The organism is Leisingera sp. ANG-M6, from assembly GCF_000813905.1.
Taxonomy (GTDB): Bacteria; Pseudomonadota; Alphaproteobacteria; order Rhodobacterales; family Rhodobacteraceae; genus Leisingera.
The window spans coordinates 32,225-58,761 of the sequence record NZ_JWLG01000010.1 but is presented as its reverse complement, the minus strand read 5'-3'; the positions used below and the strand labels follow the sequence as shown (position 1 = coordinate 58,761).

29 protein-coding genes are annotated in these 26,537 nt (G+C 63.4%); 13 read left to right on the top strand and 16 right to left on the bottom strand.

What is annotated here, in order from left to right; all coding sequences use genetic code 11:
- Positions 1-50 precede the first annotated feature (50 nt).
- From RA24_RS08170 to folK, 3 genes are all read right to left on the bottom strand, one after another.
- The gene (locus RA24_RS08170; RefSeq protein WP_019296606.1) at positions 51-2,186 is read right to left on the bottom strand and encodes a RelA/SpoT family protein; all 2,136 of its coding nucleotides are present in this window, start codon (positions 2,184-2,186) and stop codon (positions 51-53) included.
- 36 nt (positions 2,187-2,222) lie between these two features.
- The gene (gene rpoZ / locus RA24_RS08165) at positions 2,223-2,576 is read right to left on the bottom strand and encodes a DNA-directed RNA polymerase subunit omega (RefSeq protein WP_019296607.1); all 354 of its coding nucleotides are present in this window, start codon (positions 2,574-2,576) and stop codon (positions 2,223-2,225) included.
- Between the two features lie 93 nt (positions 2,577-2,669).
- Positions 2,670-3,239, bottom strand: a complete 570-nt coding sequence (gene folK / locus RA24_RS08160) for a 2-amino-4-hydroxy-6-hydroxymethyldihydropteridine diphosphokinase (RefSeq protein WP_019296608.1) — start codon at positions 3,237-3,239, stop codon at positions 2,670-2,672.
- Positions 3,240-3,376: 137 nt separating this feature from the next.
- On the opposite strand from folK, the gene RA24_RS08155 reads away from it, so the two are divergent.
- Positions 3,377-3,946 (top strand): LabA-like NYN domain-containing protein, encoded by a 570-nt coding sequence (locus RA24_RS08155; protein WP_019296609.1) that lies wholly within the window; start codon positions 3,377-3,379, stop codon positions 3,944-3,946.
- A 63-nt stretch (positions 3,947-4,009) separates the two neighbouring features.
- Here the strand turns inward: RA24_RS08155 and RA24_RS08150 are convergent, their stop codons facing one another.
- Positions 4,010-4,477, bottom strand: coding sequence for a c-type cytochrome (locus RA24_RS08150; RefSeq protein ID WP_039190919.1), 468 nt, complete (start codon positions 4,475-4,477; stop codon positions 4,010-4,012).
- Positions 4,478-4,617: 140 nt separating this feature from the next.
- Here RA24_RS08150 and ispH point away from each other — a divergent pair, with 140 nt between their 5' ends.
- The 5 genes from ispH to RA24_RS08125 all read left to right on the top strand — a co-directional run bounded on the left by ispH (position 4,618) and on the right by RA24_RS08125 (position 8,002).
- Positions 4,618-5,568: a 4-hydroxy-3-methylbut-2-enyl diphosphate reductase gene (ispH, locus tag RA24_RS08145; protein WP_019296611.1), complete on the top strand. Its 951-nt coding sequence runs from the start codon at positions 4,618-4,620 to the stop codon at positions 5,566-5,568.
- A 101-nt stretch (positions 5,569-5,669) separates the two neighbouring features.
- Entirely contained in the window at positions 5,670-6,284 is a 615-nt protein-coding gene (locus RA24_RS08140) for a LysE family translocator (protein WP_039190917.1), read from the top strand.
- A 21-nt stretch (positions 6,285-6,305) separates the two neighbouring features.
- Positions 6,306-6,905 (top strand): class I SAM-dependent DNA methyltransferase, encoded by a 600-nt coding sequence (locus tag RA24_RS08135; protein ID WP_039190915.1) that lies wholly within the window; start codon positions 6,306-6,308, stop codon positions 6,903-6,905.
- On the top strand, positions 6,898-7,362 hold the full coding sequence (rnhA, locus tag RA24_RS08130; protein ID WP_019296614.1) for a ribonuclease HI: 465 nt from the start codon (positions 6,898-6,900) through the stop codon (positions 7,360-7,362). The genes RA24_RS08135 and rnhA overlap by 8 nt, the downstream gene beginning before the upstream one ends.
- Positions 7,363-7,378: 16 nt before the next feature.
- Positions 7,379-8,002: a trimeric intracellular cation channel family protein gene (locus RA24_RS08125; RefSeq protein WP_019296615.1), complete on the top strand. Its 624-nt coding sequence runs from the start codon at positions 7,379-7,381 to the stop codon at positions 8,000-8,002.
- Between the two features lie 9 nt (positions 8,003-8,011).
- Here the strand turns inward: RA24_RS08125 and RA24_RS08120 are convergent, their stop codons facing one another.
- The 4 genes from RA24_RS08120 to def (RA24_RS08105) form a co-directional block, all read right to left on the bottom strand.
- Complete coding sequence (locus RA24_RS08120) at positions 8,012-8,248, bottom strand: GlsB/YeaQ/YmgE family stress response membrane protein (RefSeq protein ID WP_019296616.1); 237 nt, start codon at positions 8,246-8,248, stop codon at positions 8,012-8,014.
- Positions 8,249-8,260: 12 nt separating this feature from the next.
- Positions 8,261-9,166 (bottom strand): methionyl-tRNA formyltransferase, encoded by a 906-nt coding sequence (gene fmt, locus RA24_RS08115; protein WP_039190913.1) that lies wholly within the window; start codon positions 9,164-9,166, stop codon positions 8,261-8,263.
- Positions 9,167-9,278: 112 nt separating this feature from the next.
- Positions 9,279-9,776: a peptide deformylase gene (def, locus tag RA24_RS08110; RefSeq protein WP_019296618.1), complete on the bottom strand. Its 498-nt coding sequence runs from the start codon at positions 9,774-9,776 to the stop codon at positions 9,279-9,281.
- Positions 9,777-9,789: 13 nt separating this feature from the next.
- On the bottom strand, positions 9,790-10,308 hold the full coding sequence (gene def, locus RA24_RS08105; RefSeq protein WP_029204849.1) for a peptide deformylase: 519 nt from the start codon (positions 10,306-10,308) through the stop codon (positions 9,790-9,792).
- 98 nt (positions 10,309-10,406) lie between these two features.
- Between def (RA24_RS08105) and RA24_RS08100 the strand changes: the two genes are divergently transcribed.
- The gene (locus RA24_RS08100) at positions 10,407-11,579 is read left to right on the top strand and encodes a MalY/PatB family protein (RefSeq protein WP_039190911.1); all 1,173 of its coding nucleotides are present in this window, start codon (positions 10,407-10,409) and stop codon (positions 11,577-11,579) included.
- Positions 11,580-11,581: 2 nt separating this feature from the next.
- Positions 11,582-12,112, top strand: coding sequence for a L,D-transpeptidase family protein (locus tag RA24_RS08095; protein WP_039190910.1), 531 nt, complete (start codon positions 11,582-11,584; stop codon positions 12,110-12,112).
- Between the two features lie 6 nt (positions 12,113-12,118).
- Here the strand turns inward: RA24_RS08095 and RA24_RS08090 are convergent, their stop codons facing one another.
- Complete coding sequence (locus RA24_RS08090) at positions 12,119-12,487, bottom strand: hypothetical protein (RefSeq protein WP_039147151.1); 369 nt, start codon at positions 12,485-12,487, stop codon at positions 12,119-12,121.
- Positions 12,488-12,701: 214 nt separating this feature from the next.
- Here RA24_RS08090 and RA24_RS08085 point away from each other — a divergent pair, with 214 nt between their 5' ends.
- The 4 genes from RA24_RS08085 (at position 12,702) to RA24_RS08070 (ending at position 16,891) form a co-directional block, all read left to right on the top strand.
- Positions 12,702-13,676 (top strand): glutathione S-transferase family protein, encoded by a 975-nt coding sequence (locus RA24_RS08085; RefSeq protein WP_039190908.1) that lies wholly within the window; start codon positions 12,702-12,704, stop codon positions 13,674-13,676.
- A gap of 128 nt (positions 13,677-13,804) precedes the next feature.
- Entirely contained in the window at positions 13,805-14,767 is a 963-nt protein-coding gene (locus RA24_RS08080; RefSeq protein WP_082020337.1) for a threonine-phosphate decarboxylase, read from the top strand.
- Positions 14,764-15,675, top strand: a complete 912-nt coding sequence (gene cbiB, locus RA24_RS08075; protein ID WP_039190904.1) for an adenosylcobinamide-phosphate synthase CbiB — start codon at positions 14,764-14,766, stop codon at positions 15,673-15,675. Before RA24_RS08080 ends, cbiB begins: the two co-directional genes overlap by 4 nt.
- A gap of 46 nt (positions 15,676-15,721) precedes the next feature.
- Positions 15,722-16,891: a lytic murein transglycosylase gene (locus RA24_RS08070; RefSeq protein WP_019296626.1), complete on the top strand. Its 1,170-nt coding sequence runs from the start codon at positions 15,722-15,724 to the stop codon at positions 16,889-16,891.
- On the opposite strand, the gene RA24_RS08065 is transcribed toward RA24_RS08070, so the two are convergent.
- The 4 genes from RA24_RS08065 to RA24_RS08050 all read right to left on the bottom strand — a co-directional run bounded on the left by RA24_RS08065 (position 16,888) and on the right by RA24_RS08050 (position 22,665).
- Positions 16,888-17,232 carry a hypothetical protein gene (locus RA24_RS08065; protein ID WP_237754626.1) on the bottom strand — a complete coding sequence of 115 codons (345 nt, stop codon included), beginning with the start codon at positions 17,230-17,232 and terminating at the stop codon, positions 16,888-16,890. The genes RA24_RS08070 and RA24_RS08065 overlap by 4 nt on opposite strands.
- A 70-nt stretch (positions 17,233-17,302) precedes the next feature.
- Complete coding sequence (locus tag RA24_RS08060; protein ID WP_019296628.1) at positions 17,303-17,770, bottom strand: YbjN domain-containing protein; 468 nt, start codon at positions 17,768-17,770, stop codon at positions 17,303-17,305.
- Positions 17,771-17,835: 65 nt separating this feature from the next.
- The gene (locus RA24_RS08055; protein ID WP_039190902.1) at positions 17,836-21,291 is read right to left on the bottom strand and encodes a chromosome segregation SMC family protein; all 3,456 of its coding nucleotides are present in this window, start codon (positions 21,289-21,291) and stop codon (positions 17,836-17,838) included.
- A 165-nt stretch (positions 21,292-21,456) separates the two neighbouring features.
- Entirely contained in the window at positions 21,457-22,665 is a 1,209-nt protein-coding gene (locus tag RA24_RS08050) for an aminotransferase-like domain-containing protein (RefSeq protein ID WP_039190900.1), read from the bottom strand.
- A gap of 157 nt (positions 22,666-22,822) precedes the next feature.
- On the opposite strand from RA24_RS08050, the gene RA24_RS08045 reads away from it, so the two are divergent.
- Positions 22,823-23,593, top strand: coding sequence for a FadR/GntR family transcriptional regulator (locus RA24_RS08045; RefSeq protein WP_039190898.1), 771 nt, complete (start codon positions 22,823-22,825; stop codon positions 23,591-23,593).
- Between the two features lie 3 nt (positions 23,594-23,596).
- Here the strand turns inward: RA24_RS08045 and RA24_RS08040 are convergent, their stop codons facing one another.
- The 3 genes from RA24_RS08040 to RA24_RS08030 form a co-directional block, all read right to left on the bottom strand.
- Positions 23,597-24,664, bottom strand: coding sequence for a M48 family metallopeptidase (locus RA24_RS08040; protein WP_052257602.1), 1,068 nt, complete (start codon positions 24,662-24,664; stop codon positions 23,597-23,599).
- Positions 24,665-25,771 carry a YjgN family protein gene (locus RA24_RS08035; RefSeq protein ID WP_241480919.1) on the bottom strand — a complete coding sequence of 369 codons (1,107 nt, stop codon included), beginning with the start codon at positions 25,769-25,771 and terminating at the stop codon, positions 24,665-24,667. It lies immediately after the preceding gene.
- A gap of 204 nt (positions 25,772-25,975) precedes the next feature.
- Entirely contained in the window at positions 25,976-26,533 is a 558-nt protein-coding gene (locus RA24_RS08030) for a F0F1 ATP synthase subunit B (protein ID WP_039190896.1), read from the bottom strand.
- Between the last annotated feature and the right edge of the window lie 4 nt (positions 26,534-26,537).

The window sequence follows — 26,537 nt, the reverse complement described above, 5'->3', positions numbered from 1 at the left end:
TCCGTCCTTCCCAGTTCCCGGCCCAGTTCCCGGCTCAGAGTTTCAGCGGTTTACCCCGGAAAGTGGCGCTCTTCCGGCTTTTCCCGGAACCGCGCCACCGCGGCGACATCGCTTTCTGCTTCGAGCGTCAGCATCAGCGAGTGCAGCTGCTCCACATCCCGCAGCTCCACATTGATCATGAGCCGGTAAAAGTCTGGTTTCCTGTCTACAAATTCCAGGTCCGAGATATTGGCCTTTTTCTCGCCAATCAATGTGCAAATGCGTCCCAGCACGCCAGCGTCATTGCCGATGGTCAATTCCAGCGTGGTGCCATAGGCGGCCGGGTGGGTGCCGCTGTGCCACTGGACGTCCATCCAGCGCTCCGGCTGGTCCTCGAATTCGCCCAGCTTGTCGCAATCAGCGGCGTGCACCACCACCCCGCGGCCGCGGTAGGTGATGCCAATGATGCGCTCGCCCGGCAGCGGCTGGCAGCAGGTTGCGCGCTCAAAGCTCTGGCCTGGCTCAAGGCCGATCACTGCACGGCGCGGAGAGATTTCGTCGCCATCGCCGGTTGTGGTCAGTTCCGGGTAGACCGACTGCACCACATCATGCGCAGTGATTTCCGCTGCGCCCAGCCGCGCCAGAAGCTCGTCCACGCCGCTGGCACGCAGGGCGCGGGCGGCGGTTTCCAGGGCCTTGTCGGTGGCCTTCTTGCCGACGTGCTCAAAGGCGGAGCGCGCCAGCTCGTGGCCCAGCTTGACGAACCGCGCCCGGTCCGCCTCGCGCAGGGCGCGGCGGATGGCGGTGCGGGCCTTGCCGGTGGTGGCAATTTCCAGCCAGCTGACCTGCGGGGTCTGCCCCTCAGCGGTGATCACATCGACCGACTGGCCATTGCGCAGCCGGGTCCACAAGGGCACCCGGATACCGTCCACCTTGGCGCCGACGCAGGAGCTGCCGATGCGGGTATGGATGGCATAGGCAAAGTCGATCGGCGTCGCGCCCTTGGGCAGCTTGATCACGTCGCCCTTGGGGGTGAAGCAGAACACCTGGTCCGAATACATCTCAAGCTTCACAGCTTCGAGGAATTCGTCGTGATCGTCCTCAGCGTCGAACTGTTCAGTCAGCGAGGCGATCCATTTTGCCGGGTCGACGGCAAACGGGTTCTCGGTGCGCACGCCGTCCCGGTAGGACCAATGCGCCGCCACGCCTGTTTCCGCCACATCATGCATCTGGCGGGTGCGGATCTGCACCTCCACCCGTTTGCCATCACGGCCCGACACGGTGGTGTGGATCGACCGGTAGCCGTTGGATTTCGGCTGGCTGATGTAGTCCTTGAACCGGCCCGGCACGGCCCGCCAGCGCTGGTGGATGGCGCCCAGCGCGCGGTAGGCATCCTCTTCGGACAGGGTGATCACCCGGAAGCCATATATGTCCGAAAGCCGCGAAAAGCCCTGATCCTTGGCCTGCATCTTGCGCCAGATCGAATAGGGTTTCTTGGCGCGGCCAAAGACCTCTGCCTCTATGCCCGCTTTTTCCAGTTCCAGCCGCATATCACCGGTAATCCGGTGGATCACGTCGCCGGTTTCGCGTTGCAGGGTCACAAAGCGGCGGATGATCGACTGGCGGCCTTCCGGGTTCAGCACGCGGAAGGCCAAGTCCTCCAGCTCTTCGCGCATCCACTGCATACCCATGCGGCCTGCCAGCGGCGCATAGATGTCCATCGTCTCGCGCGCCTTCTGGGCCTGCTTCTCCGGGCGCATCGCCTTGATGGTGCGCATGTTGTGCAGGCGGTCGGCGAGCTTGACCAGAATGACCCGCAGGTCCTTGGACATCGCCATGAACAGTTTGCGGAAGTTCTCCGCCTGCTTGGTCTCACGGCTGGAAAGCTGCAGGTTGGTCAGCTTGGTGACACCATCGACCAGCATCGCCACCTCTTCGCCGAAACGGCGGGAGACTTCCTCGTAGTTGGCTTTGGTGTCTTCGATGGTGTCGTGCAGCAGCGCGGTGATGATGGTTGCATCATCCAGGCGCTGTTCGGTCAGGATGGCGGCCACCGCCACCGGATGCGTGAAATACGGCTCGCCCGAGTGGCGGAACTGCCCGTCATGCATCTGCTCGCCAAACGCAAAGGCGTCCGCGATCCTGTCCGCGTTTGTTTTGGGATTGTAGTTGCGGACCAGAGCAATCAGGTCGTCAGGGGAAATCATGTCCGGTCCGCAGCCTCAATAGTCCAGACGCGCGCCTCAGCCCTGGCCCTGGGCCTCCATCAGTGCGCGCAGCAGTTTCTCTTCCGACATGTCATCGTCAGCCGGCTTGTCGTTGTCAGCGCCCATCAGCAGAGCCATAGAATCTTCTTCCGGCTCGTCAACTTCGATCTGGGTCTGGTTGCTCTCGATCAGGCGCTCGCGCAGGTCGTCGGCGCTCTGGGTCTCGTCGGCGATTTCACGCAGGGACACAACCGGGTTCTTGTCGTTGTCGCGCTCGACGGTGATCGGGGCACCTGCCGAGATCTCGCGGGCACGATGCGCAGCCAGCATCACCAGCTCAAAGCGGTTGGGCACTTTATCGACGCAATCTTCAACCGTCACGCGGGCCATCAGCGACTCTCCATATCATTCCTGGTCCAGAAGGCAGACATTTACGCCCATATCTTTCTCTTGACAAGGGCGGAAAACACCGCATTGCGCGGCTCAGAGCGGAGTCACTTCGGCCACGTCCTGCGCTGGCAGCTCCGCCAGCATCTCTGTCACGGTTTTCTGCAGCACCGGGTGGCGCCAGCGCGGCGCGATGTCGGTCAGCGGCACCAGCACAAAGGCCCGGTCCTGGATGCGCGGGTGCGGCAGGATCAGCTGCCCCGGTGCTTCCTGCATCTGTTGCTCCAATGGCAACCCCTGCCAGCGGGCATAGGCCGCCGCATCGGGCAGCACGGCGCCGTCATAGTCCACCAGGTCCAGATCCAGCGTCCGCATCCCCCAGCGCTGCTCCCGCACCCGTGCGAACTGCGCCTCGACCTGATGCAGCCGCGCCAGAAGGTCACCTGCGGACAGCGCGGTTTCCAGGGAAACCGCAGCGTTCACATAGTCCGGCCCGGCGCCGGCCGGGAAACAGGGGGTTTGAAAGAACCGCGACACGCAGCGCAGGGAAATCTCCTCCGACTGCAGCGCCCGGATGGCCTTTGACAGGGTGATCTGAGGCGCATCAGCGTCAGCTGGCAGGTTGCCGCCAAGAGCAATCAGCGCCGTTTTGCGGTTTACGGCCATCTTTGACCCTATTCAAACGGACAGTATACTTGCGGCAAATGACAAATAACTTACATTAAGTCTACCCGTTTCGCCGATTTCAAGCATTCACTCACGGAACCCCCGGCCGAGACGGATATACCGGAAGGAAAATTTTGATGTTTTACAAGGACGAACGGCTCGCGCTGTTCATAGACGGGTCAAACCTGTACGCCGCGGCCAAGGCGCTCGGGTTTGATATCGACTATAAGCTTCTGCGGCAGGAATTCATGCGCCGCGGCAAGCTTCTGCGGGCCTTTTATTACACCGCTCTGCTCGAGAACGACGAGTATTCACCGATCCGGCCTCTAGTCGACTGGCTGCATTACAACGGCTTCACCATGGTCACCAAACCGGCCAAGGAATACACCGACAGCATGGGCCGCCGCAAAGTCAAAGGCAACATGGACATCGAATTGACCGTCGATGCCATGGAGCTGGCACCGCGGGTGGACCATATCGTGCTGTTCTCGGGCGATGGGGACTTCCGCCCGCTGATTGCCAGCCTGCAGCGCCAGGGCGTGCGCGTTTCGGTGGTCTCGACCATCCGCAGCCAGCCGCCGATGATCTCTGACGACCTGCGCCGCCAGGCCGACAATTTCATCGAGCTGGAAGAGCTGCGCGACGTGATCGGCCGCCCGCCGCGCGAGCAGAGCGAACCGCGTTCCGCAACAGCCGCCCACGGCTGACCGGAGACGCTGGAAACAAACCGGAACAGGCATCAGATGGGGTGGCGCCTGTTCCGGAAACACTTAGTCGTGCGCGTGACCCTGGCTGTTGATCTGGTTGTGGCGCGCGATGACATCTGCGGGCCAGCGGCTTTTGACATAGGCGAGCACTTGACGCAGTTCCGCGTCGCTCAGCACGCCGCCGAAGCCCTCCATGCGGCTTTTGTAGCCACCGCCAGCAATTGCCGCCACGCCTTTCCTGACCACTTCAAGCAACTGCTCATCCGGATGGTGCCACGCATGACCGGTCCCGTCCAAGGGCGGCGCGGGCAGATAGCCCTCGCCGTCCCGCGCCTGCCAGTCAGCCTCCCCCTGCAGGTCGCCGCCATGACAGCTGGCGCAGTTTTCCTCATAGACCGCGCTGCCTGCTTCAACCTCAGCCGGATCATCATACGGCAGGATACTTGCAGGCGTGGCGCCTGCGGAGGCAATGCCAAAACCAGCTTCGCCCGCTAGCACCAAAACCGCAGCCCGTGTGAATGCCCGTATCATTTCTGCCTCCCGTCCTGGCGTGCCATAGAACCATCTGCCGCCTTCCGGCGCTGGAAGCTGAAATCACACTCGCGTGAGGCGCCCGCGGCACTGGACCTTGCCGCTCGAAGCGCTTACCTCTGGCGCGCAAGGAGACGCCCATGACCAAGCCAGCCCTGACCCTTTACCTCGCCGCGCCGCGCGGCTTCTGCGCCGGCGTGGACCGCGCGATCAAAATCGTTGAAATGGCGATCGGCAAATGGGGCGCGCCGGTCTTTGTGCGCCATGAAATCGTGCATAACAAATTCGTGGTCGACAGCCTGCGCGAAAAAGGCGCGGTATTTGTCGAGGAGCTGGATGAATGCCCGGATGACCGCCCGGTGATCTTCTCCGCGCACGGGGTGCCGAAATCTGTGCCCGCCGCGGCCGAAGCACGCGAGATGATTTATGTCGATGCCACGTGCCCGCTGGTCTCCAAGGTGCACATCGAGGCCCAGCGCCACGCCGAGGCCGGGCTGCAGATGATCATGATCGGCCACAAGGGCCACCCCGAAACCATCGGCACCATGGGCCAGCTGCCTGAGGGCGAGGTGTTGCTGGTTGAGACCGCCGCAGACGTGGCGACGGTTGAGGTGCGTGATCCGGACCGGCTGGCTTATGTAACCCAGACCACCCTGTCGGTCGATGACACCAAGGGCATCGTTGCGGCGCTGGAAGAGCGGTTCCCCAACATCATCGGCCCGCACAAGGAAGACATCTGCTATGCCACCACCAACCGTCAGGAGGCGGTGAAATCGGTGGCGCCCAAGGCCGACGCCCTCTTGGTAGTCGGCGCGCCGAATTCCTCCAACTCCCGCCGCCTGGTCGAAGTCGGGGCTAAGAACGGCTGCGAGTATGCCCAGCTGGTGCAGCGTGCCGAGAACATCGACTGGCGCGCGCTCGAAGGCATCCGCTCGGTTGCCATCACCGCCGGCGCTTCGGCCCCGGAGCTGCTGGTCAACGAGGTGATCGACGCTTTCCGGGAGCGCTATGAGGTGACCGTGGAAGTCGTGGAGACCGCGGTGGAAACCGTGGAATTCAAGGTGCCCCGCGTGCTGCGGCAGCCTGCGTGAGCGCACAGACCAGAGTGCATACTAAGTGACAGAAATTACACCCGCTTCGGGCGAAGCGTGGTAGGCCTAAGGTCCCGGGCATTATTTCTGGAGCCATTTTGATGATCACGCTGCACTTTCTGATTACCGCCTTTGTCGTCGTCCTCGCGCCCGGCACAGGTGTCATCTACACGCTGGCGCTTGGTCTCGGCCAGGGCTGGCGCGCTTCCATCTGGGCCGCAATCGGCTGCACCTTCGGTATCCTTCCGCATCTGGCCGCGGCCACGCTGGGGCTGGCGGCGGTGCTGCACAGCTCTGCCCTCTTGTTCCAGATCGTCAAGGCCGCGGGCGTGGCCTATCTCCTGTACCTCGCCTGGCAGGCGCTGCGCAGCGGCGGCGCGCTGGCTGTGTCCTCGAAACGCACCAGCCAGCCCGGCTGGAAAATCGCCTGGCGCGGCGCGCTGATCAACATCCTGAACCCCAAACTGTCGGTGTTCTTCCTGGCCCTGCTGCCACCGTTCCTGAGCGGCAATCCCGCCAGCGCCACGCTGGAAATGTCGGTACTCGGACTGGTGTTCATGGTGATGACCTTTGCCATCTTCGTGCTCTACGGGCTGTTTGCCGCCCAGGCCCGCACTTACCTCTTGAACAGCGAGCGGGTGCTGAAGTGGCTGAACCGCGGCTTTGCGGCCGTCTTTGCGGGCCTTGCCGCCCGGCTGGCCATGGAACGCGCCTGACCCGGCCCGGGAGAGATCCAGATGAGTGATGACAGAACCATCAGCGTCTACGACGACCGCGCGGCGGATTACGCCGAGCTTTTCACCGGCAAAACGGACCCGGGGGAGGAGGCTGATTTTCAGGCCTTCACTGCACGACTGCCCGAAGGCGGCACATTGCTGGACCTTGGCTGCGGCCCCGGCCATTGGGCTGCGCGTTTCCGGGATGCCGGCTTTCGGGTAGCTGCGCTTGATGCCTCGCCGGAAATGGCAGAGGCGGCTCGCGCGGCCTATGGGATTGAGGTCATTACCGCCGGGTTTCACGCGCTGGATGCAGAGGCGGTGTTTGACGGCATCTGGGCCTATTTCAGCCTGCTGCATGTGCCGCGGGAGGAACTTTCCGTTCACCTGACCGCCCTCCGCCGGGCGCTGACCGAAGGCGGCACGCTATGCCTGGCAATGAAACTGGGCGAGAGCGAAGGCCGCGACGAGCTGGGCAGGTTCTATGCGTACTACAGCGAGGACGAGCTGCGCGAAAAACTCGAAACCGCCGGCTTCACCCTGCTCGGCGCCCGCCGCGGGACAGGCAAAGGACTGGCTGGCACTGCCCAGGAGTTCGTAGTACTGACGGCGCATGCCTGAATTATTTGCTTATACCGACGGCGCCTGCTCTGGAAATCCCGGCCCCGGCGGCTGGGGTGTTCTGCTGCGCGCCATGGACGGTGACACCATCGTCAAAGAAAAAGAACTGAGCGGCGGCGAGGCGGAGACCACCAACAACCGGATGGAACTGCTGGCCGCAATCAACGCGCTGGAAAGCCTGGCGCGGCCGTCCACCATCACCGTGGTCACCGACTCGGCCTATGTGAAGAACGGCGTCACCGGCTGGATCTTCGGCTGGAAAAGGAACGGCTGGAAGACGTCCAGCAAGAAACCCGTGAAGAATGTCGAGCTGTGGCAGCGCCTGGACGAAGCGCAAGCCCGCCACAAGGTGACCTGGGAATGGGTCAAGGGCCACGCAGGCCACCCTGAAAACGAGCGCGCGGATGAGCTGGCGCGCGCAGGCATGGCGCCCTTCAAGAAGAAGAAAAGCGCCTGATGCGCAGGGTTGCCGTATGACCTTTCTGGCGCTGCTGGACTATGCCTCGGTGCTGGTCTTTGCCCTTTCCGGCGCGCTGGTCGCCAGCCGGGCGCAGCTGGATATTGTCGGCTTTGCCTTTGTTGCCTGCCTGACCGCGCTTGGCGGCGGCACGTTGCGCGATCTGCTCTTGGACCGCAACCCGGTGTTCTGGATCGGCAACCCCAACTACATCCTGCTGGCCGCGCTGGCCGCCGTGGCGGTGTTCTTCACTGCGCATCTCTTGGAAAGCCGCCTGCGCTGGGTGGTCTGGCTCGACAGCTTTGCCCTTGCCATTGCTGTACCTGCCGGCACCGGTGCCGCGATCTCGCTGGACAGCCCGCCGGTGATCGTCGTGCTGATGGGTATGGCCACCGGCACCATGGGCGGGCTGATGCGCGACGTGGTCTGCAACGAGGTGCCGCTGGTGCTGAAACAGGGCGAGCTTTACATCACCTGCGCCATGGCAGGCGCCATCACTGCCGTTGCGGCCATCTGGCTGGGGTTTGAGCTGAAGTTCGCGCTGCTGGCCTGCGCCGGGGTCTGCTGGGTGCTGCGGGCAGGCTCCATCCTGTTTGGCTGGCACCTGCCGGTCTACAAAAGCCGCCCGCCGCGCAGCTAGGAAAGGCGTCTAGCGCTGGACGTATTTCTGCCAGAGCCAGATCAAAACCAAGGCGCCCAGCACCGCGCCTATGAAACCGGCCATGAAGCCCATCACCGCCAGCAGTGCGCGCAGCACCAATCCGCCGATCAGTGCCCCGGCCATACCGATGCAGACCGTGGTGATGATATCGGTTTCGAGTTTCATCAGCCTGGTTGCCAGAAAGCCTGCCGCGGCGCCGATGATGATCAGGGCAATGATGGGCATCAGACCCTCCGGTTACAGGCGGCTGCCCTTGGGAACCGGGAAGCCGCGCAGGAATACATCGGGATCCTGCGCGCTTTTGCCCGCCCGTTGCAAGCGCAAGAGCTGCACTGCTCCCTCGCCGCACGCCACGATCAGGCTGTCGTCCAGCACCTCTCCGGGCGCGCCCTGCCCCTCCGCCAGCCGTGAGGCCAGCAGCTTGACCCGCTGGCCTTCGATCTCGCACCAGGCACCGGGGAAGGGCGACAGGCCGCGGATCTTGCGGTCAACCTCCGCCGCCGGACGCGTCCAGTCGATCTGCGCCTCCGCCTTGTCGATCTTTTCGGCATAAATGACGCCATCTTCCGGCTGCACTTCCGGTGTCAGCTCCGGCAGGCGGCTCAAGGCTTCGGTGATCAGCGCTGCACCCATTGCAGACAACCTGTCGTGCAGCTGCGCGGTTGTTTCTTCCATGCCAATTGCGGTCGCTTCACGCAGCAGCACCGGACCTGTGTCGAGCCCCGCCTCCATCTGCATGATGCAGACGCCGGTTTCGGCGTCGCCCGCCATGATCGCGCGGTGAATCGGCGCCGCACCGCGCCAGCGCGGCAAAAGGCTGGCGTGGATGTTGAGGCAGCCATGCGCGGGCGCGTCCAGCACCGCCTGCGGCAGGATCAAGCCATAGGCCACGACCACCGCCACATCTGCATTCAAAGCGGCAAAGGCCTCTTGCTCCTCCGCGCCTTTCAGCGAGACCGGGTGGCGCACCTCCAGCCCCAAGGCCGCGGCGCGGGCGTGGACAGGGGTTGGACGGTCCTTCTTGCCGCGGCCCGCAGGCCGGGGCGGCTGGCAATAAACGGCGGCAATCTCGTGCCCGGCCTCCACCAAAGCATCCAGCACCGGCACTGAAAAGTCGGGCGTTCCCATGAAGATAATGCGCATTAATGCCTCCGTAGGGTGGGCAATCTGCCCACAAATCCCTGCCCCGATTGCCGGGCAGCCTGCTGCCAGGGCGCGAACCGGACCGCAGGCGATCCGGGAATTTAGATCAGCCTCAGCCGTTCAGCTTCTTCGCCTTGCGGATCAGCATGTCGCGTTTCACCTTGCTGAGGCGGTCAAAATACATCTTGCCATTCAGGTGGTCGATCTGGTGCTGCACCGAGGTCGCCTCGATACCGACGAAATCCTTTCGGTCCACCGTACCTTGCTCATTGATGAAGCGGACGGTCACCGCACGCGGACGTTTGATCTTGGCGGAGACGCCGGGCAGGTTCGGGCTGGCCTCGTCATGCTCGCGCAGCTCGACCGAGGCGTGCAGGATCTCCGGGTTCGCCAGCTTCACCGCGCGGCCGCGCTCGGTGGAGCCGTCCACGACGGCCAGCCGCAGCATCACGCCAATCTGATTGGCGGCCAGACCCACACCCGGCATTGCCTCCATCGTGTCGACCATGTCGTTCCAGATTTCGCGGATCTCGTCGGTGATCTCTGTCACCTCATCAGCCTTGGTGCGCAGGCGCTTGTCGGGCCAGGGCAGGCAGGTGCGGACGGTCATGTCTGGTATTTCCTCAGGCGCGGGCGCGTTCGCGCTTCAGCTTCTGCATCTTGCGGGTGATCATCTGGCGCTTCAGCGGCTTCAGGTAATCGATGAACAGCTTGCCGTTCAGATGGTCGATCTCATGCTGCACGCAGGTCGCCCACAAGCCGTCAAAGGTTTCGCGCTGCGCGTTGCCGTCGCGGTCCATCCATTCGACCTCCACCACCTTGGGGCGGGTGACCTCGGCGTATTGATCCGGGATCGACAGGCAGCCTTCCTCATAGACGTTGGTCTCGTCCGAGGAAGAAATGATCTGAGGGTTGAACATCACCAGAGGGCGCGGGTCGCCATCCTCTTCCTTAACGCAATCCAGCACGATCAGCCGCTGCAGGATGCCGATCTGCGGCGCTGCCAGGCCAATGCCGGGCGCGGCGTACATGGTTTCCAGCATGTCGTCCGCCAGCACGCGCAAGTCATCGCTCAGGTCCGGCACGGGCACGCAAACCTTTTTCAGGCGGGGATCGGGATGGATCAGGATCGGTCGTTTCATGCGTTTCATGTATGCGATCAGCCGCCCCATCGCAACGCCCCCCTTGCGCGTGCCGCTGCAGCGATTAGCTTCGCTGCAACCATACGGGAGTTCACCACATGAATTTTGACAAACCCACAGACCGCCGCGGCACCCACAGTTCGAAATGGGACAAGATGGAGCAGCTGTTCGGCGTGTCCCCTGAGGATGGCCTGGCGATGTGGACGGCGGACTCCGACTATGAAACCGCGCCCTGCGTGATCGAGGCCGTCAAAAAGGCCGCGGAGCATGGCGTGTTCGGCTACTCCTGGCAGCACCCCGAGTATCTGCAGGCGGTGCAATGGTGGATGAAGAACCGCCACAGCTGGGACATTGAGACCGATTGGATCCTGACATCCCAAGGTCTCGGCAACGCCATCGCGCTTTGCCTCGATGTCTGGAGCCAGCCAGGCGACGGCGTGGTGATCTTCTCGCCCGTCTATCATGAGTTTGCCCACAAGGTGAACAAGGCGGGCCGCAAGGTGTCCGAATGCCCGCTGGCACGGGACGGCGACACCTACAATCTGGACCTGGACGATGCACAATCGCGCCTGAACGGGACGGAGAAGCTGCTGCTGTGGTGCTCTCCGCAGAACCCCTCGGGCCGGGTCTGGACGCCGGAGGAACTGCGCGCGGTGGCCGAATTCGCCAAGCGCAACGGGCTGATCCTGGTCTCGGATGAAATCCACCACGATCTGGTCTATCCGGGCAGCACCTTTGTGCCGATGGACGTGGCCGCGCTGGACGCTCGGCCCTGGACCGTGACCCTGACCGCGCCCTCCAAGACCTTCAACATCGCAGGCCAGCGCACTGGCAACATGATCATCCCCGATCCGGACCTGCGCGCAGCCATGCGGCACCGCCAGGCCACGCTGGATTATGATCCCAGCGGCCTCGGCGTGGCGATGATCATGGCCGCCTATTCGCCCGAAGGGGCAGAGTGGGTCGACGCACAGATCGCGCATTTGGAAGGCAACCGGAAACTGTTTGACGAGACGGTCAACGCCCTTCCCGGCCTCAAATCCCTGCCGCTGGCCTCCACTTACCTGGCTTGGGTCGATTTCTCCGGGACGGGCATGAGCCGCGAAGAATTCATCAAGCGCCTGCGCGAAGACGCGAAAATCGCCACCTCTCCTGGCGATGGTTTCGGCACCGGCGGCGAACTCATGGAGCGTTTCAACCTGGCAACCCAGCGGTCGCGGGTGGAGGAAGCCTGCCGCCGGCTGACCGCAGCATTCTCGGACCTGCAATAAGCATGAAGCGCCTGCTGCGCCTCTTGGCGCTGGTCCTCCTGACCGGCGTTGCCTGGATGGCCTGGCAGGCCTTTGCCCCGCGCCCAGCACCGCCGCCGCAATCTGCGGCGGTGGACCGGATCGACCGTATCCTGATCGAGAAATCCGCCCGCCGACTGACCGCCAGCCGGGATGGCGAAACGGTCCTGGAGTTCCCTATCGCGCTTGGCTTTGCCCCCGCTGGTGATAAGGAACAGGAAGGCGACGGCAAGACGCCGGAGGGCATCTTTCGGATCGACCGGCGCAATCCTAACAGCGCCTATCACCTGTCGCTGGGAATCAACTATCCGCAGCCCGATGACCGTGCCCGCGCGCAGGCGGCAGGTGTTAGCCCGGGCGGCGATATTTTTATCCACGGGCAGCCCAATGCAGTGGGCAATCTGGTCACCCTACCCGGCGACTGGACCGCCGGATGCATCGCTGTCAGTAATGAACAGATGGAAACGCTCTGGCGCCTGGCAGAGATAGGAATTGAGGTTGAAATCCGCCCCTGAACCGCTTCAAATCTTGCCCTGCGACTGGTCGAAAGGGATAAGCCCCGCAGGCGCGTCCGGCGACTTGTAGAAATCCACCGGCGCCTTGTCCGCGGCAGGGGTCGAGCGCTTGAATTCATAGCGCATCTCGCCGCCCTCTTCTTCGCCAGCCACGATCAGGCATTGCGACACATGACGGGCGCCGTCGTAGATATCAACCAGCCCGCGCAGCATCGGTGCGGTTTCCGCCTCGACCGAGAAACCGGTCTTCCACAGCCGCAGCACCGGATAGAGCTCATTATCCGCCATCACCCGCAAACGGCTCTTGCGCCGCATCCCCTGCAGGCGGGCGGTGTCCAGCGCTTCCTGCACGGCTTTGGGTACGTAGGTGTTCATGTCAGCGGCCTTCCAAATGCATCGGTTTACACGGGTCCTTCTTTCAACGGTGCGTCACAAATATATAAAATCAAGTGAACATTTTCGAAAATTTGACGGCCGCGCAATTTTGTTGCTGCTGTGCAGGAGTGCAGAAGGCCTGCGCGCTGGCCTGCATAGGCGCAGGTGCCTTGCCCGCATATGTTTGCCCTGCACAGCAGCAGGAGCAGACGCGATGGGCCTTTTGATCGACGGGAAATGGCACGACCAGTGGTATGACACCGACTCTACCGGTGGCGCCTTTAAGCGCAGCGAATCGCAGTTCCGCAACTGGATCACCGCCGACGGCAGCCCGGGCCCGTCAGGCAAAGGCGGCTTCCCGGCGGAAAGCGGGCGTTACCATCTTTATGTCTCGCTTGCCTGCCCCTGGGCGCACCGCACGCTGATCTTCCGCCAGCTGAAGGGGCTGGCAGAGCATATCTCTGTCTCTGTCGTGCACCCCGACATGCTGGGCGAAGGCTGGACCTTTGAAACCGACGAACATGGCGCCACCGGCGACGGCCTGTTCGGCAGTTCGCACCTGCACCAAGTCTACACCCGCGCCGATGCGGAATACACCGGCCGGGTGACGGTGCCGGTGCTGTGGGACAAGGAGCAGAACACCATCGTCTCCAACGAAAGTGCCGAGATCATCCGCATGTTCAACTCGGCCTTTGACGGGATCACCGGCAACAGCGATGACTTCTGGCCGGAAGAGCTGCGCGAGCCGATCGAGGCCGTGAATGCCCGCGTCTACAGCACCATCAACAACGGTGTTTACAAATGCGGCTTTGCCACCACGCAGCAAGCCTATGACGAGGCCGTCGCGCCGCTGTTCGAAAGCCTGGACTGGCTGGAAGATCTGCTGTCGCAGCACCGCTACCTGCTGGGTGAGCGCATCACCGAGGCCGACTGGCGGCTGTTCACCACCCTGTTGCGTTTCGATCCGGTCTATCACACCCACTTCAAGTGCAACCGCAAACGGCTGATGGATTACCCGAACCTCTGGGCCTACACCCGCGAGCTGCACCAGTGGCCGGGTGTGGCGGAGACGGTCGGCATGCAGCACATCGTGCGCCACTATTATTACAGCCATGACACCATCAATCCGCATCGGATCATCCCCACCAACCCGGATATCAACTGGCAGGAACCGCACGGACGCGGCTGACTCACGCGATTGCGTCTGCACCACCGTAAATAGGGAGTTCACGCCCCGCACAGCATAGGTTAATACGCGCAGTGTCTCAGATGGCAGCCGGCAGTGGCCGGTGTGAACTCTCACCGGTGGCGACCGCGATGCATGACCTCTCTCACGACCCCGCAACCCAGCCCCGCGATCACGGCGGCAATCTGAGCGCCGCCATTGCCGAATTCGGCGGCAGCCGCGATGGCTGGATCGACCTTTCCACCGGCATCAACCCGCACCCCTATCCGCTGCCGCAGTTCAGCGCCGGTGACTGGGGCGCGCTGCCGGATGCGGATGCGCTGGCCGGTCTGGAACAGGCCGCCCGCAGCTTCTGGAATATCCCGGAGGAGGCCGCTGTTCTTGCCGCCCCCGGCGCCTCTGCGCTGATTGCCGCCCTGCCTGCGCTGGCCGAGCCGCGCTGGGTGCAGATCACCAAGCCCACCTACAACGAACACGCCGCCGCATTTGAGGCCCGCGGCTGGATTGTCCGGGTGCATGGGCCTGCCGAGGCCAAGGTGGCGGTGCATCCCAACAACCCGGATGGCCGGATGTGGCGCGAGGACGAGCTTACCGCGCCGCTGACGATCATCGACGAAAGCTTCTGCGATGTGTGCCCGGGTGAAAGCCTGATCCGCATGGCTGCCCGCCCCGGCGTTGTCGTGCTGAAGAGCTTTGGCAAATTCTGGGGCCTGGCCGGGATGCGGCTGGGCTTTGCCATCGGCGACCCCAAGCTGATTGCGCAGCTGGCCACCTGGCAGGGCCCCTGGGCGGTCTCCGGCCCGGCCCTGCGCACCGGCACATTGGCCTTGCAGGACAATGCCTGGGCCGAAGCCACCCGCACCCGTCTGCATCAGGATGCCGCCCGGCTGGACGAACTTGTGCTCGCCAAGGGTGCCAGCTTGGCCGGCGGCACCGACCTGTTCCGGCTTTACCATGTGGATGATGCCGCTGCCTGGCAGCAAAAGCTGGCCCGCGCCCATATCTGGAGCCGCATTTTCCCCTATTCCAAGACTTTCCTGCGCCTTGGCTTGCCGCCTGCGGACGGCTGGGGCCGGCTGGAGGCCGCGCTGTGACCACCGCCGGAATGCTTGCCGTTGCCCTGCTGCTGGACGCCGTCCTGGGCGAGCCGAGATGGTTGTGGTCGCGCCTGACCCACCCTGCGGTGCTGATGGGCAGGCTGGTCGGTTTCCTTGACCGTAAGCTCAACACCGGCCCCAGCCGCCGCCTCAACGGCGTGCTTGCGGCAGCGGCCCTGGTTCTGGCAGGCCTCATCGCGGGCAAGCTGCTGGCCCTGCCCGGTACACTGGTCGAAATCCTGGTGGCGGCCGTCCTGATCGCCCAGCGGTCCCTGACCGAACATGTTGCCGCGGTTGCCAAGGGCCTGCGCAGCAGCCTGGAGGAGGGCCGCCAGGCCGTGGCCATGATCGTTAGCCGCGACACTGGTGCCATGACCGCACCGCAGGCCGCGCGCTCCGCCATCGAAAGCGGTGCTGAGAACCTGTCGGATGGCGTCATTGCGCCTGCCTTCTGGTTTCTGATCGCCGGGCTGCCGGGGCTGATCATCTACAAGATGGTCAACACCGCCGACAGCATGATCGGCTACCGCAACGACCGCTACCGGGACTTTGGCTGGGCCGCCGCCCGGCTGGACGACCTGCTGAACCTGATCCCGGCCCGCCTGACCGGGTTGATGATCGCCGCGGCCGGCGGCCAGTTGCGCCACTGGCGTGCCATTGCCGGGGATGCGCGCAAGCACCGTTCTCCCAATGCCGGCTGGCCGGAGGCCGCGATGGCGCGGGCGCTGGACACATCGCTGGCAGGCCCCCGCTCCTATGACGGCGAAATGCGCGATTTCGCCTGGGTGCACGCCAAGGGCACCAAAAGCGCCAGCGCCGAAACCATCACCCGTTCCGTTGCGCTCCTTTGGCAAACCTGGGCGCTTGCGCTGGCCCTGACGGTTGCCATCGCCGCAGTTTTCTAGCACATAAGTTCCTGTGGGAGCGGTAAGACCAAGGAGCGCCAGAACCATGCGCCTATTGCCCTTTGTCCTCGCAGCGGCCCTGCTGCCTGCGGCAGCGGCGGCCCAATGCGGCGGCGGCTTTCAGAATTTCGTGAAACTGATGAAGGACGAGGCGGTTCAGGCCGGGTATGACAACGCCACGGTCAATGCTTTCTTTGCCGGCACCCGTCAGGACCCCCGCGTGCTCAAGGCCGACCGCGGCCAGGGCGTGTTCCAGAAACCCTTCATCGACTTCTCCCGCCGCCTGATCTCGCAAAACCGGCTGAAAACAGGCCGCCAGATGGCGCAGAAACACGACACCACCTTCCAGCGGATCGAAAGCACCTATGGCATCGACCGCGGCGTGCTGCTGGCCTTCTGGGCGTTCGAGACCGACTACGGCGGCTATCAGGGCGATTTCAACACCCGCGACGCGCTGGTCACCCTGGCGCATGATTGCCGCCGCCCGGAACTGTTCCGCCCGCAAGTGTTTGCCGCGCTGGAAATGTTCAAGCAGGGCAACTTCGACCCGAAACGCACCACCGGCGCCTGGGCAGGCGAGATCGGCATGGTGCAGATGCTGCCGGGAGACATCCTGCAGCACGGCGTTGATGCCGATGGCGACGGCAAGGTCAGCCTGAAATCCTCTGCCCCCGATGCGCTGATGTCCGGCGCACGGATGCTGTCGCACTTGGGCTGGCAGCCGGGCCAGCCCTGGCTGCAGGAAGTCACCATCCCCGAAGACCTGGACCTGTCTCTCAGCGGCACTGCACGAAAAAAGTCGGTTGCCCAATGGCGCAAGCTGGGTGTCTCCGCCCGCGACGGCAGCCTGCCGGATCCGTCGATGCGCGCCTCGCTGCTGCTGCCGCAGGGCCACAAGGGGCCGGCCTTCCTCGCCTATCCGAATTTCGACGTCTATTTCGAGTGGAACCAGAGCTTCACCTATGTGCTGACCGCCGCCTATTTTGCCAACCGGCTGCAGGGCGCGGATGTCTATGAGGCCGGCAGGCCCGACAATGGGCTGAACGGCGCCCAGATGAAGCAGCTGCAGCAGAAACTGCAGGCCCGCGGCCACAATGTCGGCGACATTGACGGCATCCTTGGCGCCCGCACACGGGTTGCGGTGCAAAAGGAGCAGCAGCGCCTCGGCCTGCCTGCCGACGCCTGGCCCACGCCCGCGCTGCTCAAGAAGCTTTAACGCACCGGGAACCTTTCGCCCTTTTCGGTGATCAGGATGATCCGGCTGCCGTTGCGGACAAACAGGTCGCAGCGCCCGAACCCGTTGGTAAAGTCCACGCAGATGCTGCCATCGCCGGCAATCCGGTAGGTACCCCAGGCGGTGCCGCCGCCGTTCTCCGAGGAGTAGGTATAGGCATAGGCCCCGCCGCTGCCGTATTGCGACTCGCCCCCGTCAAAAAAGCGGAAGGACTGTCCAGGCAGCGCGTCCAGCTCCGCTTGCGCAAAGGGCGTGTCGCCGGGGCGCAGCTGCCAGCTGTCCGCCGCGGCGGTCCCAGCGGGCAGGCAAAGGAAAAGGGGCATGATCCATTTCATGCCCCCACCCTAGCGATTGATCCTGCAATCCGCTGTCACGATCCGGTGACAGGCCGGTTTACCAGTCGATGAATTCTTCAAACTCCTGCAACGCCCGGTTCCATTTTCCGACGGCCAGGGCAAAATCATCCGAAGTCATTCCGTCATTCCCGAGCAGCACATCCATCTCGATCCGGGCAGAGCCTTCCTCGGAGACATAGGCACGGGCAAAACGGTTATTGGTGTTCCATTCGTTGATCTTGGACAGGCGCACGCTGCCGTCTGTCTGGTAGCCGGAGAAGAACTGGATCGCATCGCAGTTGGCGTTGTCCTCGCAGCCGTAGTAGTAGACGGAAAAATCGTTGCCGTAATATTCGACTTTCAGGTTCGGATCACCAACGCTGTCGGTGGTCACTTCGACCTTGGCGCCTTCGTCCTTAAAAAAGTTGGCGACGCTGTCGCCTGTCTTGGCCACCACATTGCCAGCCATCGCGGCAGCCGGGGTCATCAGCACCGCAGCAGCGGCAATTGCTTTGAGCATATTCATTTGTCACTCCACAAAACTTTGTCTTTGCAAACAGGCCCCGGCACAGATCCCCCCTGCGCCAGACCTCAGGCCACCATCGCCTCTGCCTTCTTGAGGTCAACCGAAACCAGCTGGCTGACACCCTTTTCCTGCATGGTGACACCAAAAAGACGATCCATCCGCGCCATCGTCACCGCATGGTGGGTGATGATCAGGAAGCGGGTGTCGGTCTGGCGGCACATCTCGTCCAGCAGATCGCAGAAACGGGTGACGTTGGCGTCATCCAGCGGCGCGTCGACCTCGTCCAGCACACAGATCGGCGCCGGGTTCGACAGGAACACCGCAAAGATCAGCGCCATCGCGGTCAGCGTCTGCTCGCCGCCCGACAGCAGAGACAGTGTCGACAGCTTCTTGCCCGGGGGCTGGCACATGATCTCAAGCCCCGCATCCAACGGGTCGTCGCTTTCGACCATCACCAGATTGGCCTCGCCGCCGCCGAACAGATGGGTGAACAGCATCGCAAAGCTGTTGTTCACCTGCTCAAACGCGGTCAGCAGCCGCTCGCGGCCCTCTCGGTTGAGGCTGGAAATGCCGTCACGCAGGGTCTTCACCGCGCCTTCCAGATCCAGCTTTTCAGCCACCAGCGTGTCATGCTCGTTCTGCACCCCGCGGGCGTCTTCCTCAGCCCGCAGGTTGACCGCACCCAAAGCATCGCGCTGACGCTTGTAGCGGTCCACATCATGTTCCAGATCATCCGAGGCCGGCATCTCATCCGGCGACACGCCCAGCTTCTCCAGCAGTGCCTGCGGGGTGATCTGCTGCGCCTCGATAATCCTGCCCGCCGCCTGCGTGACGGCTTCCTTGGCCGCATCGCTGCGCGCTTCTGACCGTGCCCGCGCTTCGCGTGCTTCCGACGCCAGCCGTTCGCATTCGCGCTCCTTATGGACAGCCTCGCGCAGTTCTGCCTCAGCTGCGATCAGCGCCTCGGTCGCTGCGGACTTGCGCGCTTCAGCCTCAGAGATTGCCTCGTTCAGCTCTTCGCGTTTCTCGGCAATTTCCGCCGGGACCGCATTGGCCTCTTCCAGTTCCTCCTGCGAGGCCTCGCGACGCTCCGCCAGCTCCTCGATCCGCGCCTCGGCGCTTTCCAGGCGGTGGCGCCAGCCGGACAGCTCCTTGGTCACTTCCTGCCCGCGCTTGGTGCGGGCCTCGCCCTCGCGGCGCAGCTCGTCATGGCTGGAACGGTGGGTCAGCATGGTGATCCGCGCCGCCTCAACCGACTGCTTGATATCCTCAACCGCAGTGCGGGCCTGGTCCAGATTCCCCAGCTCTCCCAGTGCCTTCTCAGCCTCTTTCAGCTGCAGGCCGGCGCTCAGCGCGTCTTCCTCGTGGCGCGACACCGCAATGCCCAGGGTTTCCAGCCTGCCTTCTGCCAGGTTGCGATCGGCCTCGGCCCGGCTGAGCGCACGGGCCGCCTCGGCCACCCGCTGATCTGCCACCCGGCGCGCCTGGCGGGCGTTCTGATCGGCCAGCGTCACCTCTTCCAGCTTGCGCAGCAGCATCTCATGCGCGGCGCGGGCACCGTCGGCAGTGGCGCTGACACGCTCCATTTCCTGCTTCAGCGCTTCCAGCTTATTGAGCTGTTCCAGACGCAAGGCAGCGGCACTCGGCGCGTCCTCGGCCCAGGCGCGGTAGCCGTCCCAGCGCCACAGATCGCCTTCCAGCGTCACCAGCCGCTGTCCGGGCTGCAACTGCGCCTGAAGGCCCGCTGCAGCATCGCCATCCACCAGTCCGATCTGCGCCACCCGGCGCGACAGGGCATCGGGACCGGAGACAAACAGCGCCAAGGGCTGCGCACCCTCCGGCAGTGCCGCGTCGCGGTCATAGCCCGGCAGGGACAGCCAGCCGGTCGGCCCGTCGGCGTCCGCCAGCGGCGCGCGCAAATCATCAGCCAGCGCTGCGCCCAAAGCCTTCTCATACCCCGGCGAAACAGTCAGCTCATCCAGAACCTGACCGCCCTCGGCGGTGTCACGCTCCACCAGCTTGGCCAGCGCGGTCACCTCAGCCCGCAGCGCGCCCAGCTCTCCCTCTGCCTCAGAGCGCTGCGAGCGGGCCTCGGCCTCGCGGGCTTGGGTCTCAGTGCGCGCCTCGTCCGCCGCTTCCAGCGCTTCCTCTGCCATCTCAGAGGCTTCACGCGCCTCTTCCTCAGCCGAGACAGCCGCCTCAAACTTCTCCGCCGCCAGCTCCAGCGCCTCCTGCGCCTCGCCTTGGGCAGCGCGGGCCTTCTCTGCCTCGCCCTCGGAACGGCCCAAGGCGCGCTGGCAGTCCTCGACCGCACGCCGCGCTGACTGGTGCCGCGCCGCCAGACGGGCCACATCCTCAGTCACCTGCGTCAGATGGTCCTCGCGCGCCTGCAGAATCGAGCCTGCATCGCGCGCCAGCTCCGCGGCCTCGGCCAGCTTGCCGTCATGGCCGTCGCCAGCCTTGGACAGCTCCCGCTGCTCCCATTCCAGCCGCTCGATGGTTTCGCCAGCGTCCTTGTTCAGGCCCGCCTCACGCTCGATGTCGTTGCCCAGCTGCACGATCCGGCTGCTGAGCCGTTCGATGGTCTGGCGCGCCTGCGCCTCCTGATCGCCCAGCGAGTCGCGCTGCACCACCAGCCGCTGCAGGATAGCGGCCGCAATAGCCTCTTCCTCGCGCAGGGGGGGCAGTTTTTCCTCAAACGTGCCGCGCTGAGCGGCAGCGGCACGCACCAGCGCCTCCGCCTTGGCAGCCTGCTCGACGCGCACCCTCAGCTCATCCTCTGAGGCCAGCCGCAACTCATCCGCCTCGCGCCAGCGGCGGTAGAGCAGCATACCCTCGGCCAGCCGCAGCTTCTCGCCGATCTCGCGATAGCGCTGCGCCTGCCGGGCCTGTTTGGCCAGCTGCGCCAGCTGTGCGGCCAACTGCTCGATCACGTCATCGACGCGCAGCAGGTTGGCCTCGGTGCTCTTCAGCTTCAGCTCCGCCTCGTGGCGGCGCTGATAAAGCCCCGAAATACCAGCCGCCTCTTCCAGAATGCGGCGCCGTGCCTTGGGCTTGGCGTTGATCAGCTCTGCAATCTGACCCTGCCGTACCAGAGCCGGCGAGTGCGCACCGGTGGAGGCATCGGCAAACAGCATCTGCACATCGCGCGCACGCACGTCCTTGCCGTTGGATTTATAGGCACTGCCCACATCACGGGTGATGCGGCGCACGATCTCCAGCCCATCGGCATCATTGAACCCCGACGGCGCCAGCCGCTCCGAGTTGTCGATGTTGAGGCTCACCTCGGCAAAGTTGCGCGCAGGCCGCGACGAGGTGCCGGCAAAGATCACGTCCTCCATGCCGCCGCCGCGCATCGCCTTGGCGCGGGTTTCCCCCATCACCCAGCGCAATGCCTCCAGAAGATTGGATTTGCCGCAACCGTTTGGACCCACAACCCCTGTCAGCCCATCGGCAATGACCAGTTCGGTAGGATCGACAAAGCTTTTGAAGCCGTTCAGCCTGAGCTTGGAAAACCGCAAAGCTGCCCCTTCGTGATTCCGTATCGAGAAAGTTCAGCGGTTCCTACCCGCTGAGTCAACGCTCCGCACCCCCAAATCGGGACGAATTCTGCTCAAACCACACCATATCTTGTGGATAACCCGCAGGATCCGGCGGTGTTTTGCCAAGCAGCAGCCTGTCAGGACTCACACGGACCGCAGTAACCGCCCCAGCCGGGCAATGCCTTCCTCGATGGCCGTATGGTTGGAATTGGAGAAGCTCAACCGGATCGTGTTCTGGCCGCTGCCATCGGCAAAAAACGCCTGGCCGGGGACAAAGGCCACCCGTCCCGTCTCCAGCGAACGCGCCAGCAGGTCTGCGCCGCTCATGCCATCCGGCAGGGTCACCCAGATGAACATCCCGCCCTCAGGCCGGGTCCACTCCACGCCCTCCGGCATATGTGCCGCCATGGCCGCCAGCATCACGTCGCGGCGGCGTTGATAAACCGCGCGCAGCTGCTCAACATGTTCGCCGAAACAGGTCTCCGCAACGCCATGCACCGCCATCTGGTTGATCGACGAGGTATGCAGGTCCGCCGCCTGTTTCAGCAGCACCATCTGCGCAATCACCGGCTTGGCCGCCACTGCCCAGCCGATCCGCACGCCCGGTGCCAGCGTCTTGCTGAAGGTGCCGCAGTAAATCGTCCGGCAGTCCTCGATCGAGCCCTTCTGTTCAATCTCCAGCGCCAGCACCGGCGGCACCGGCGCCCCGTCATAGCGCAGCGACTGATAGGCCGCGTCTTCGATGATGGCACAGTCCAGCGTGCCCGCGATGTCCAACAGCCGCAGCCGCCCGGCGTGGTCCAGTGTCTCGCCGGTCGGATTGGCAAAGTCCGGCGACAGATAGGCGAATTTCACCGCGCTGCCGGCCTCCGCCGCGCCTTCGGCATAGCTTTCCGCGGTGCGGTTTCCATTCAGCGACAGCCGGTCATAGCGCGGCTCATAAGCGTTGAAGGCCGCCAGCGCCCCCAGGTAGGTCGGCCAGCCGACCAGAGCAGTGTCACCCGGCGACAGGAACAGCTTGCCCAGGTAATCCAGCGCCTGCTGCGAGCCGGAGGTGATCAGCACGTTCTCAGCCTCGCAGACAATCCCGATCTTCGCCATCTCCGCCACGATCCACTGGCGCAGCGGCAGGTAGCCTTCGCTCACGGAATACTGCAGCGCTTGCACCTGCCGCTCCGGCGTCAGCGCGGTCTTGAAGGCTTCGGCGAACTCATCCGCCGGGAACAACGCCGGATCGGGAATACCGCCGGCAAAGGAGATGATGTCCGGCTGGTCCAGCAGTTTCAGCAATTCACGGATTTCCGACGCCTTCATCCGGCTGTTGCGGGTGGCAAAGATCTGGTCCAGCTGCATAGCTCTCTCCTCGCTGAGCTTCCATGATCACGGTAGGAGGCTGCAAAATAAAGTCAATAATGCTGACCTATTGTTACAACCTTCGTGATGCGCTCCGCTCTTGCGGCTGCCCGCCCCGCGTGGTCATATAAATTGACCAATCCGCCAGAGCGACCATATGCCCTTCCAGAAAGTCCAGCCCGAAAAACTCTCCGCCTCCGTCGTCAAGCAGATCGAGCAGTTGATCCTGCGCGGCATCCTGTCGCCCGGTGAACGGTTGCCAGCGGAACGGGAACTGGCCGAACGGCTCGGCGTCTCCCGCCCTTCCTTGCGCGATGCCATTGGCGAGTTGCAGGACCGCGGGTTGCTGGCCTCCAAGGCCGGCTCTGGCGTGTTTGTGGCCGATGTTCTGGGCTCCGCCTTCTCCCCCGCCCTGATCCAGCTGTTCGCCACCCATGACGAGGCGGTGTTCGACTACCTCAACTTCCGCCGCGACATGGAGGGTCTGGCAGCCGAACGCGCCGCCCGCTTCGGGTCAGACTATGACCTGCAGGTGATCCAGGCGATCTTCGACAAGATGGAAGCAGCCGGCAATCCCGCCGTGTCCGAGGAAGCGGCCAAGCTCGACGCCCAGTTCCACTCCGCCATCATGGACGCCAGCCACAACGTGATCATGCTGCACATGATGCGCTCAATGTTCGATCTGCTGCGTGAGGGCGTGTTCTACAACCGCCGCATCATGTTCCAGCAGCACACCACCTATGAGGCGCTCCTGGAACAGCACCGCGCCATCAACGCCGCTTTGCAGGCCCGCGACCCGCAAGCCGCCCGCACCGCGGTCGAGGCGCATCTGGATTATGTCAAACAGGCCCTCACCGACCACCAACGGGCTGAGCGCAACGCCGAGGTGGCAAAGCAGCGGCTGGAGCATGAGACGGGGAAGGGGTAACCGTCAGCGTTGCAGTTGCCGGATAGCATCTTCTATGGACTGAATACGGGCCGCTGAGTTCGGATGCGATGACATCCACTCCGGTGGCTCGGCCATTTCGGACTGCACGGTTTCAAAGAAGGTTATCAGCCCTTCGGGCGCATACCCCGCACGCGCGGCCAGCTGAACGCCGAATTCATCCGCCAAAGCCTCCTGCTCCCGGCCGTACTGCAGCGACAGCAGTACATTGCCTTCAAGCAGAATGTCCTCAAGCAAGGGCCCGGTGTCCCCGGCCACAAATGCTACAACCGCATACAGGCCGAGTGAGCGGTAAACCTGGCGAAGTCCGTGCTGCTCTACCACATGACCGATTTCGTGCCCGAGGACCCCGGCCAGAACGTCCTCGCCAGGAAAACGGTCCATGAACGCGTCGGACACCATAACGGTGCCGCCAGGCAAGGCGACAGCATTGGGTCCCATTCCAGGCATCTCGCGGAACAGCAATTGAAAACTGACACCATTCGGGGTGTCCTGCAGATGTTCCAGAAGCGTCTGGAATACCCTTCTGGCGCGTTCCTTTTCATCTGCACCAAGTTCGGAGGGCTCCATCAGAGCAAAATCCACAGCTTCAATGGTGCCCCGGTCCATCTGCTGCAGCACGACAGGAGGGGTCATCGCCGCAGCTGCCGACGCCAGCACGTCCAGGCCGTATTTCCAGACCAGGAATGCGGACAGGACCGCCAGGGCCGTAAATGCGGCAAGACGCGGCCGGAATTGCTCAAGCGCATGCAACCAATCGCCGCCGGCGCCGCCGCTCAGCGTCAGGACGGCATCGTGGTCATCCGTTTCAAACATCGTGCCATCCGGCAGCGTCAGCCGGCGCGGCTGGCGCCCCAGCGGCGGATCCAGCGAGACGTCCGCCCAGGCGGAACTGCCAAGCGTCTCCCCATCACGGGTGACGATATCCACCTGCCTCACGGCCGTGCCTTGAGGCTCAAGGTGCAACAGCAAGTCTGCCTGCATCAAGCGGGACGAAAGGCGCGCATAGGCGCGCCCTTCGATCTTTACCGGCAAAGGATAGTTTGCTCCCATTTAGACCGGGAGCCCCACGTCAATGCCTTCGAAATCGGTATAGGCATCGCCCACAGCAGAGGTCCGGCGGCCCTGCACGTCAACAAAGCTGTCCAGAGACGATCCCAGCACCACCCCGGTATGGGCGGTCAGATACCGGACCATGCGGACCTGAGCCCACGGCAAAAGCAAACCCAGGCTGCAGACCACGGCAACCATGTTGGTCACAGCGAGCCACATAAGGGTGCCTGCGGAGATATCGGACCTGAACTGATGTCCCCCTTCCAACGCGGTGTTGTTGTACACGGCGTTCCGGGTCATCGCGTGATACAGCAGGACAGCCGGCAGGAACGCGAGGAAAAAGATCCCGTAGAAGCCGGCCATGAAGAGCAGCACCGCGGTTGGGTCCGGATTCGGCGATGCAAAGGAGTCCTGGAAGGAAGTCATGACCGTTGTGCCCAGCGGTGCAAAAACCGCGGCCCCGACGATCACCACCCATGCCAGAGCGGCAAAGAAGGCTTTGTAGAATGGCCCCAAAGGCGCCTCGAAATGAAACGCTGCGGTGCCCAGGCTGTGGTTGTCAATGCTGAAGCGTTTGACTGCCCGGTCCAGCAGCGGGAAGGTCAGATAGGCGGTGAGCGCAGTAAGGATGGGATAGATCAAGTAGACGAGAAAGGCCTTTCCGTACCCCGCCGAGAAACCGAAGCGGACGTTGGAAAAGCTTGTCATCCGCGCATTGAACATCATCGCCCGGATGATCAGCCAGGGAAAGACGAAAACCAATGCCAGCAGCAGAACCGGAGCCAGCATGGGTACCATCGTCAGAATAATGTTGTAGATCACAAAGGCCCCGAAAACGATCAGCCGCCCGACAAGAATCTGGCCTCCGGTTGCGTGATAGTCGAAGTTGCGGCCTTCGACATAAGTGTTGTTGTAGAAATACTTGTGACGGCGGACTTTAGCCCAAGCCGAATAGATGCCCAGCGTCAGGATGCTGAGCAAAAGATTTACAATCCAGATCCCAAACCATTCTTTCGCATTGCCGCGAAACTCAAATCCGCTGATGTTTGCGCTCATTTGCCAATGTCTCCAATAATGCCGCAGGCCGCTTTTCCGTAATCCGGCCATGCCCAAAAAACATGCGGGTTGCCTACCTGCATAGGAAGAACATTTCCAGACTGGACAACTTTAAATGCAGTCCTGTTGCCCAAAGGCGCGCCTCATGCCGGGAAAGGTTGCACTTGCAAGTCAAAACGCCAGCGTTGCCTGCCGCCAGTAAAAAACCCGGCCACTCGGACCGGGTTCTTTTAACTTGTCTGTATCAGCCAAAGCTTAGTGCAGCTTGGCATCCACATCCGCGATGGCGGCGTCGATCAGCTTGTTGGCCTCGGCGGCGGTCATCTGCTTGGAGATCACCTGGTCCGCAGCGGCCACAGCGATGGTGATCGCCTGATCGCGCACTTCCTTCACAGCCGAAGCCTCTGCCGAAGCGATCTGCTCCTCAGCAGCCGCCAGACGGCGGGCGATGGAGGTTTGCAGATCGGCCTTGGCCTGTTCAGCTGCACGGGCAGCTTCGTCACGGGCGGCAGCCACGATCTGATCGGCCTGGGCCTGAACTTCCTGCTGCTTGCGCTCATAAGACGCCAGAACGGTCTGGGCCTCTTCACGCAGGGCGCGGGCTTCGTCCAGTTCCTTCTGGATGCCTTCGGCGCGGTTGTCGAGCTGGCCAGCCAGCAGCGACGGCACCTTGGCAAACAGCAGGATGCCGATGAACAGGATGAACGCCAGGGCAACAACCAGGTTGGTGTTGGACAGGTCCATGCCGCCGCCGGCCGCAAACGCGGGCGAAGCCGCGCCAAGGGTCAGGGCAAGAGCGAGAATATTGCGCATGTCC

Excerpts from the sequence above, each read along its gene's own strand:
- RA24_RS08170 (WP_019296606.1), bottom strand. The coding sequence starts at position 2,186 with ATGATTTCCCCTGACGACCTGATTGCTCTGGTCCGCAACTACAATCCC.
- rpoZ (WP_019296607.1), bottom strand. The coding sequence starts at position 2,576 with ATGGCCCGCGTGACGGTTGAAGATTGCGTCGATAAAGTGCCCAACCGC.
- folK (WP_019296608.1), bottom strand. The coding sequence starts at position 3,239 with ATGGCCGTAAACCGCAAAACGGCGCTGATTGCTCTTGGCGGCAACCTG.
- RA24_RS08155 (WP_019296609.1), top strand. The coding sequence starts at position 3,377 with ATGTTTTACAAGGACGAACGGCTCGCGCTGTTCATAGACGGGTCAAAC.
- RA24_RS08150 (WP_039190919.1), bottom strand. The coding sequence starts at position 4,477 with ATGATACGGGCATTCACACGGGCTGCGGTTTTGGTGCTAGCGGGCGAA.
- ispH (WP_019296611.1), top strand. The coding sequence starts at position 4,618 with ATGACCAAGCCAGCCCTGACCCTTTACCTCGCCGCGCCGCGCGGCTTC.
- RA24_RS08140 (WP_039190917.1), top strand. The coding sequence starts at position 5,670 with ATGATCACGCTGCACTTTCTGATTACCGCCTTTGTCGTCGTCCTCGCG.
- RA24_RS08135 (WP_039190915.1), top strand. The coding sequence starts at position 6,306 with ATGAGTGATGACAGAACCATCAGCGTCTACGACGACCGCGCGGCGGAT.
- rnhA (WP_019296614.1), top strand. The coding sequence starts at position 6,898 with ATGCCTGAATTATTTGCTTATACCGACGGCGCCTGCTCTGGAAATCCC.
- RA24_RS08125 (WP_019296615.1), top strand. The coding sequence starts at position 7,379 with ATGACCTTTCTGGCGCTGCTGGACTATGCCTCGGTGCTGGTCTTTGCC.
- RA24_RS08120 (WP_019296616.1), bottom strand. The coding sequence starts at position 8,248 with ATGCCCATCATTGCCCTGATCATCATCGGCGCCGCGGCAGGCTTTCTG.
- fmt (WP_039190913.1), bottom strand. The coding sequence starts at position 9,166 with ATGCGCATTATCTTCATGGGAACGCCCGACTTTTCAGTGCCGGTGCTG.
- def (WP_019296618.1), bottom strand. The coding sequence starts at position 9,776 with ATGACCGTCCGCACCTGCCTGCCCTGGCCCGACAAGCGCCTGCGCACC.
- def (WP_029204849.1), bottom strand. The coding sequence starts at position 10,308 with ATGAAACGACCGATCCTGATCCATCCCGATCCCCGCCTGAAAAAGGTT.
- RA24_RS08100 (WP_039190911.1), top strand. The coding sequence starts at position 10,407 with ATGAATTTTGACAAACCCACAGACCGCCGCGGCACCCACAGTTCGAAA.
- RA24_RS08095 (WP_039190910.1), top strand. The coding sequence starts at position 11,582 with ATGAAGCGCCTGCTGCGCCTCTTGGCGCTGGTCCTCCTGACCGGCGTT.
- RA24_RS08090 (WP_039147151.1), bottom strand. The coding sequence starts at position 12,487 with ATGAACACCTACGTACCCAAAGCCGTGCAGGAAGCGCTGGACACCGCC.
- RA24_RS08085 (WP_039190908.1), top strand. The coding sequence starts at position 12,702 with ATGGGCCTTTTGATCGACGGGAAATGGCACGACCAGTGGTATGACACC.
- RA24_RS08080 (WP_082020337.1), top strand. The coding sequence starts at position 13,805 with ATGCATGACCTCTCTCACGACCCCGCAACCCAGCCCCGCGATCACGGC.
- RA24_RS08070 (WP_019296626.1), top strand. The coding sequence starts at position 15,722 with ATGCGCCTATTGCCCTTTGTCCTCGCAGCGGCCCTGCTGCCTGCGGCA.
- RA24_RS08065 (WP_237754626.1), bottom strand. The coding sequence starts at position 17,232 with ATGCCCCTTTTCCTTTGCCTGCCCGCTGGGACCGCCGCGGCGGACAGC.
- RA24_RS08060 (WP_019296628.1), bottom strand. The coding sequence starts at position 17,770 with ATGAATATGCTCAAAGCAATTGCCGCTGCTGCGGTGCTGATGACCCCG.
- RA24_RS08050 (WP_039190900.1), bottom strand. The coding sequence starts at position 22,665 with ATGCAGCTGGACCAGATCTTTGCCACCCGCAACAGCCGGATGAAGGCG.
- RA24_RS08045 (WP_039190898.1), top strand. The coding sequence starts at position 22,823 with ATGCCCTTCCAGAAAGTCCAGCCCGAAAAACTCTCCGCCTCCGTCGTC.
- RA24_RS08040 (WP_052257602.1), bottom strand. The coding sequence starts at position 24,664 with ATGGGAGCAAACTATCCTTTGCCGGTAAAGATCGAAGGGCGCGCCTAT.
- RA24_RS08035 (WP_241480919.1), bottom strand. The coding sequence starts at position 25,771 with ATGGCCGGATTACGGAAAAGCGGCCTGCGGCATTATTGGAGACATTGG.
- RA24_RS08030 (WP_039190896.1), bottom strand. The coding sequence starts at position 26,533 with ATGCGCAATATTCTCGCTCTTGCCCTGACCCTTGGCGCGGCTTCGCCC.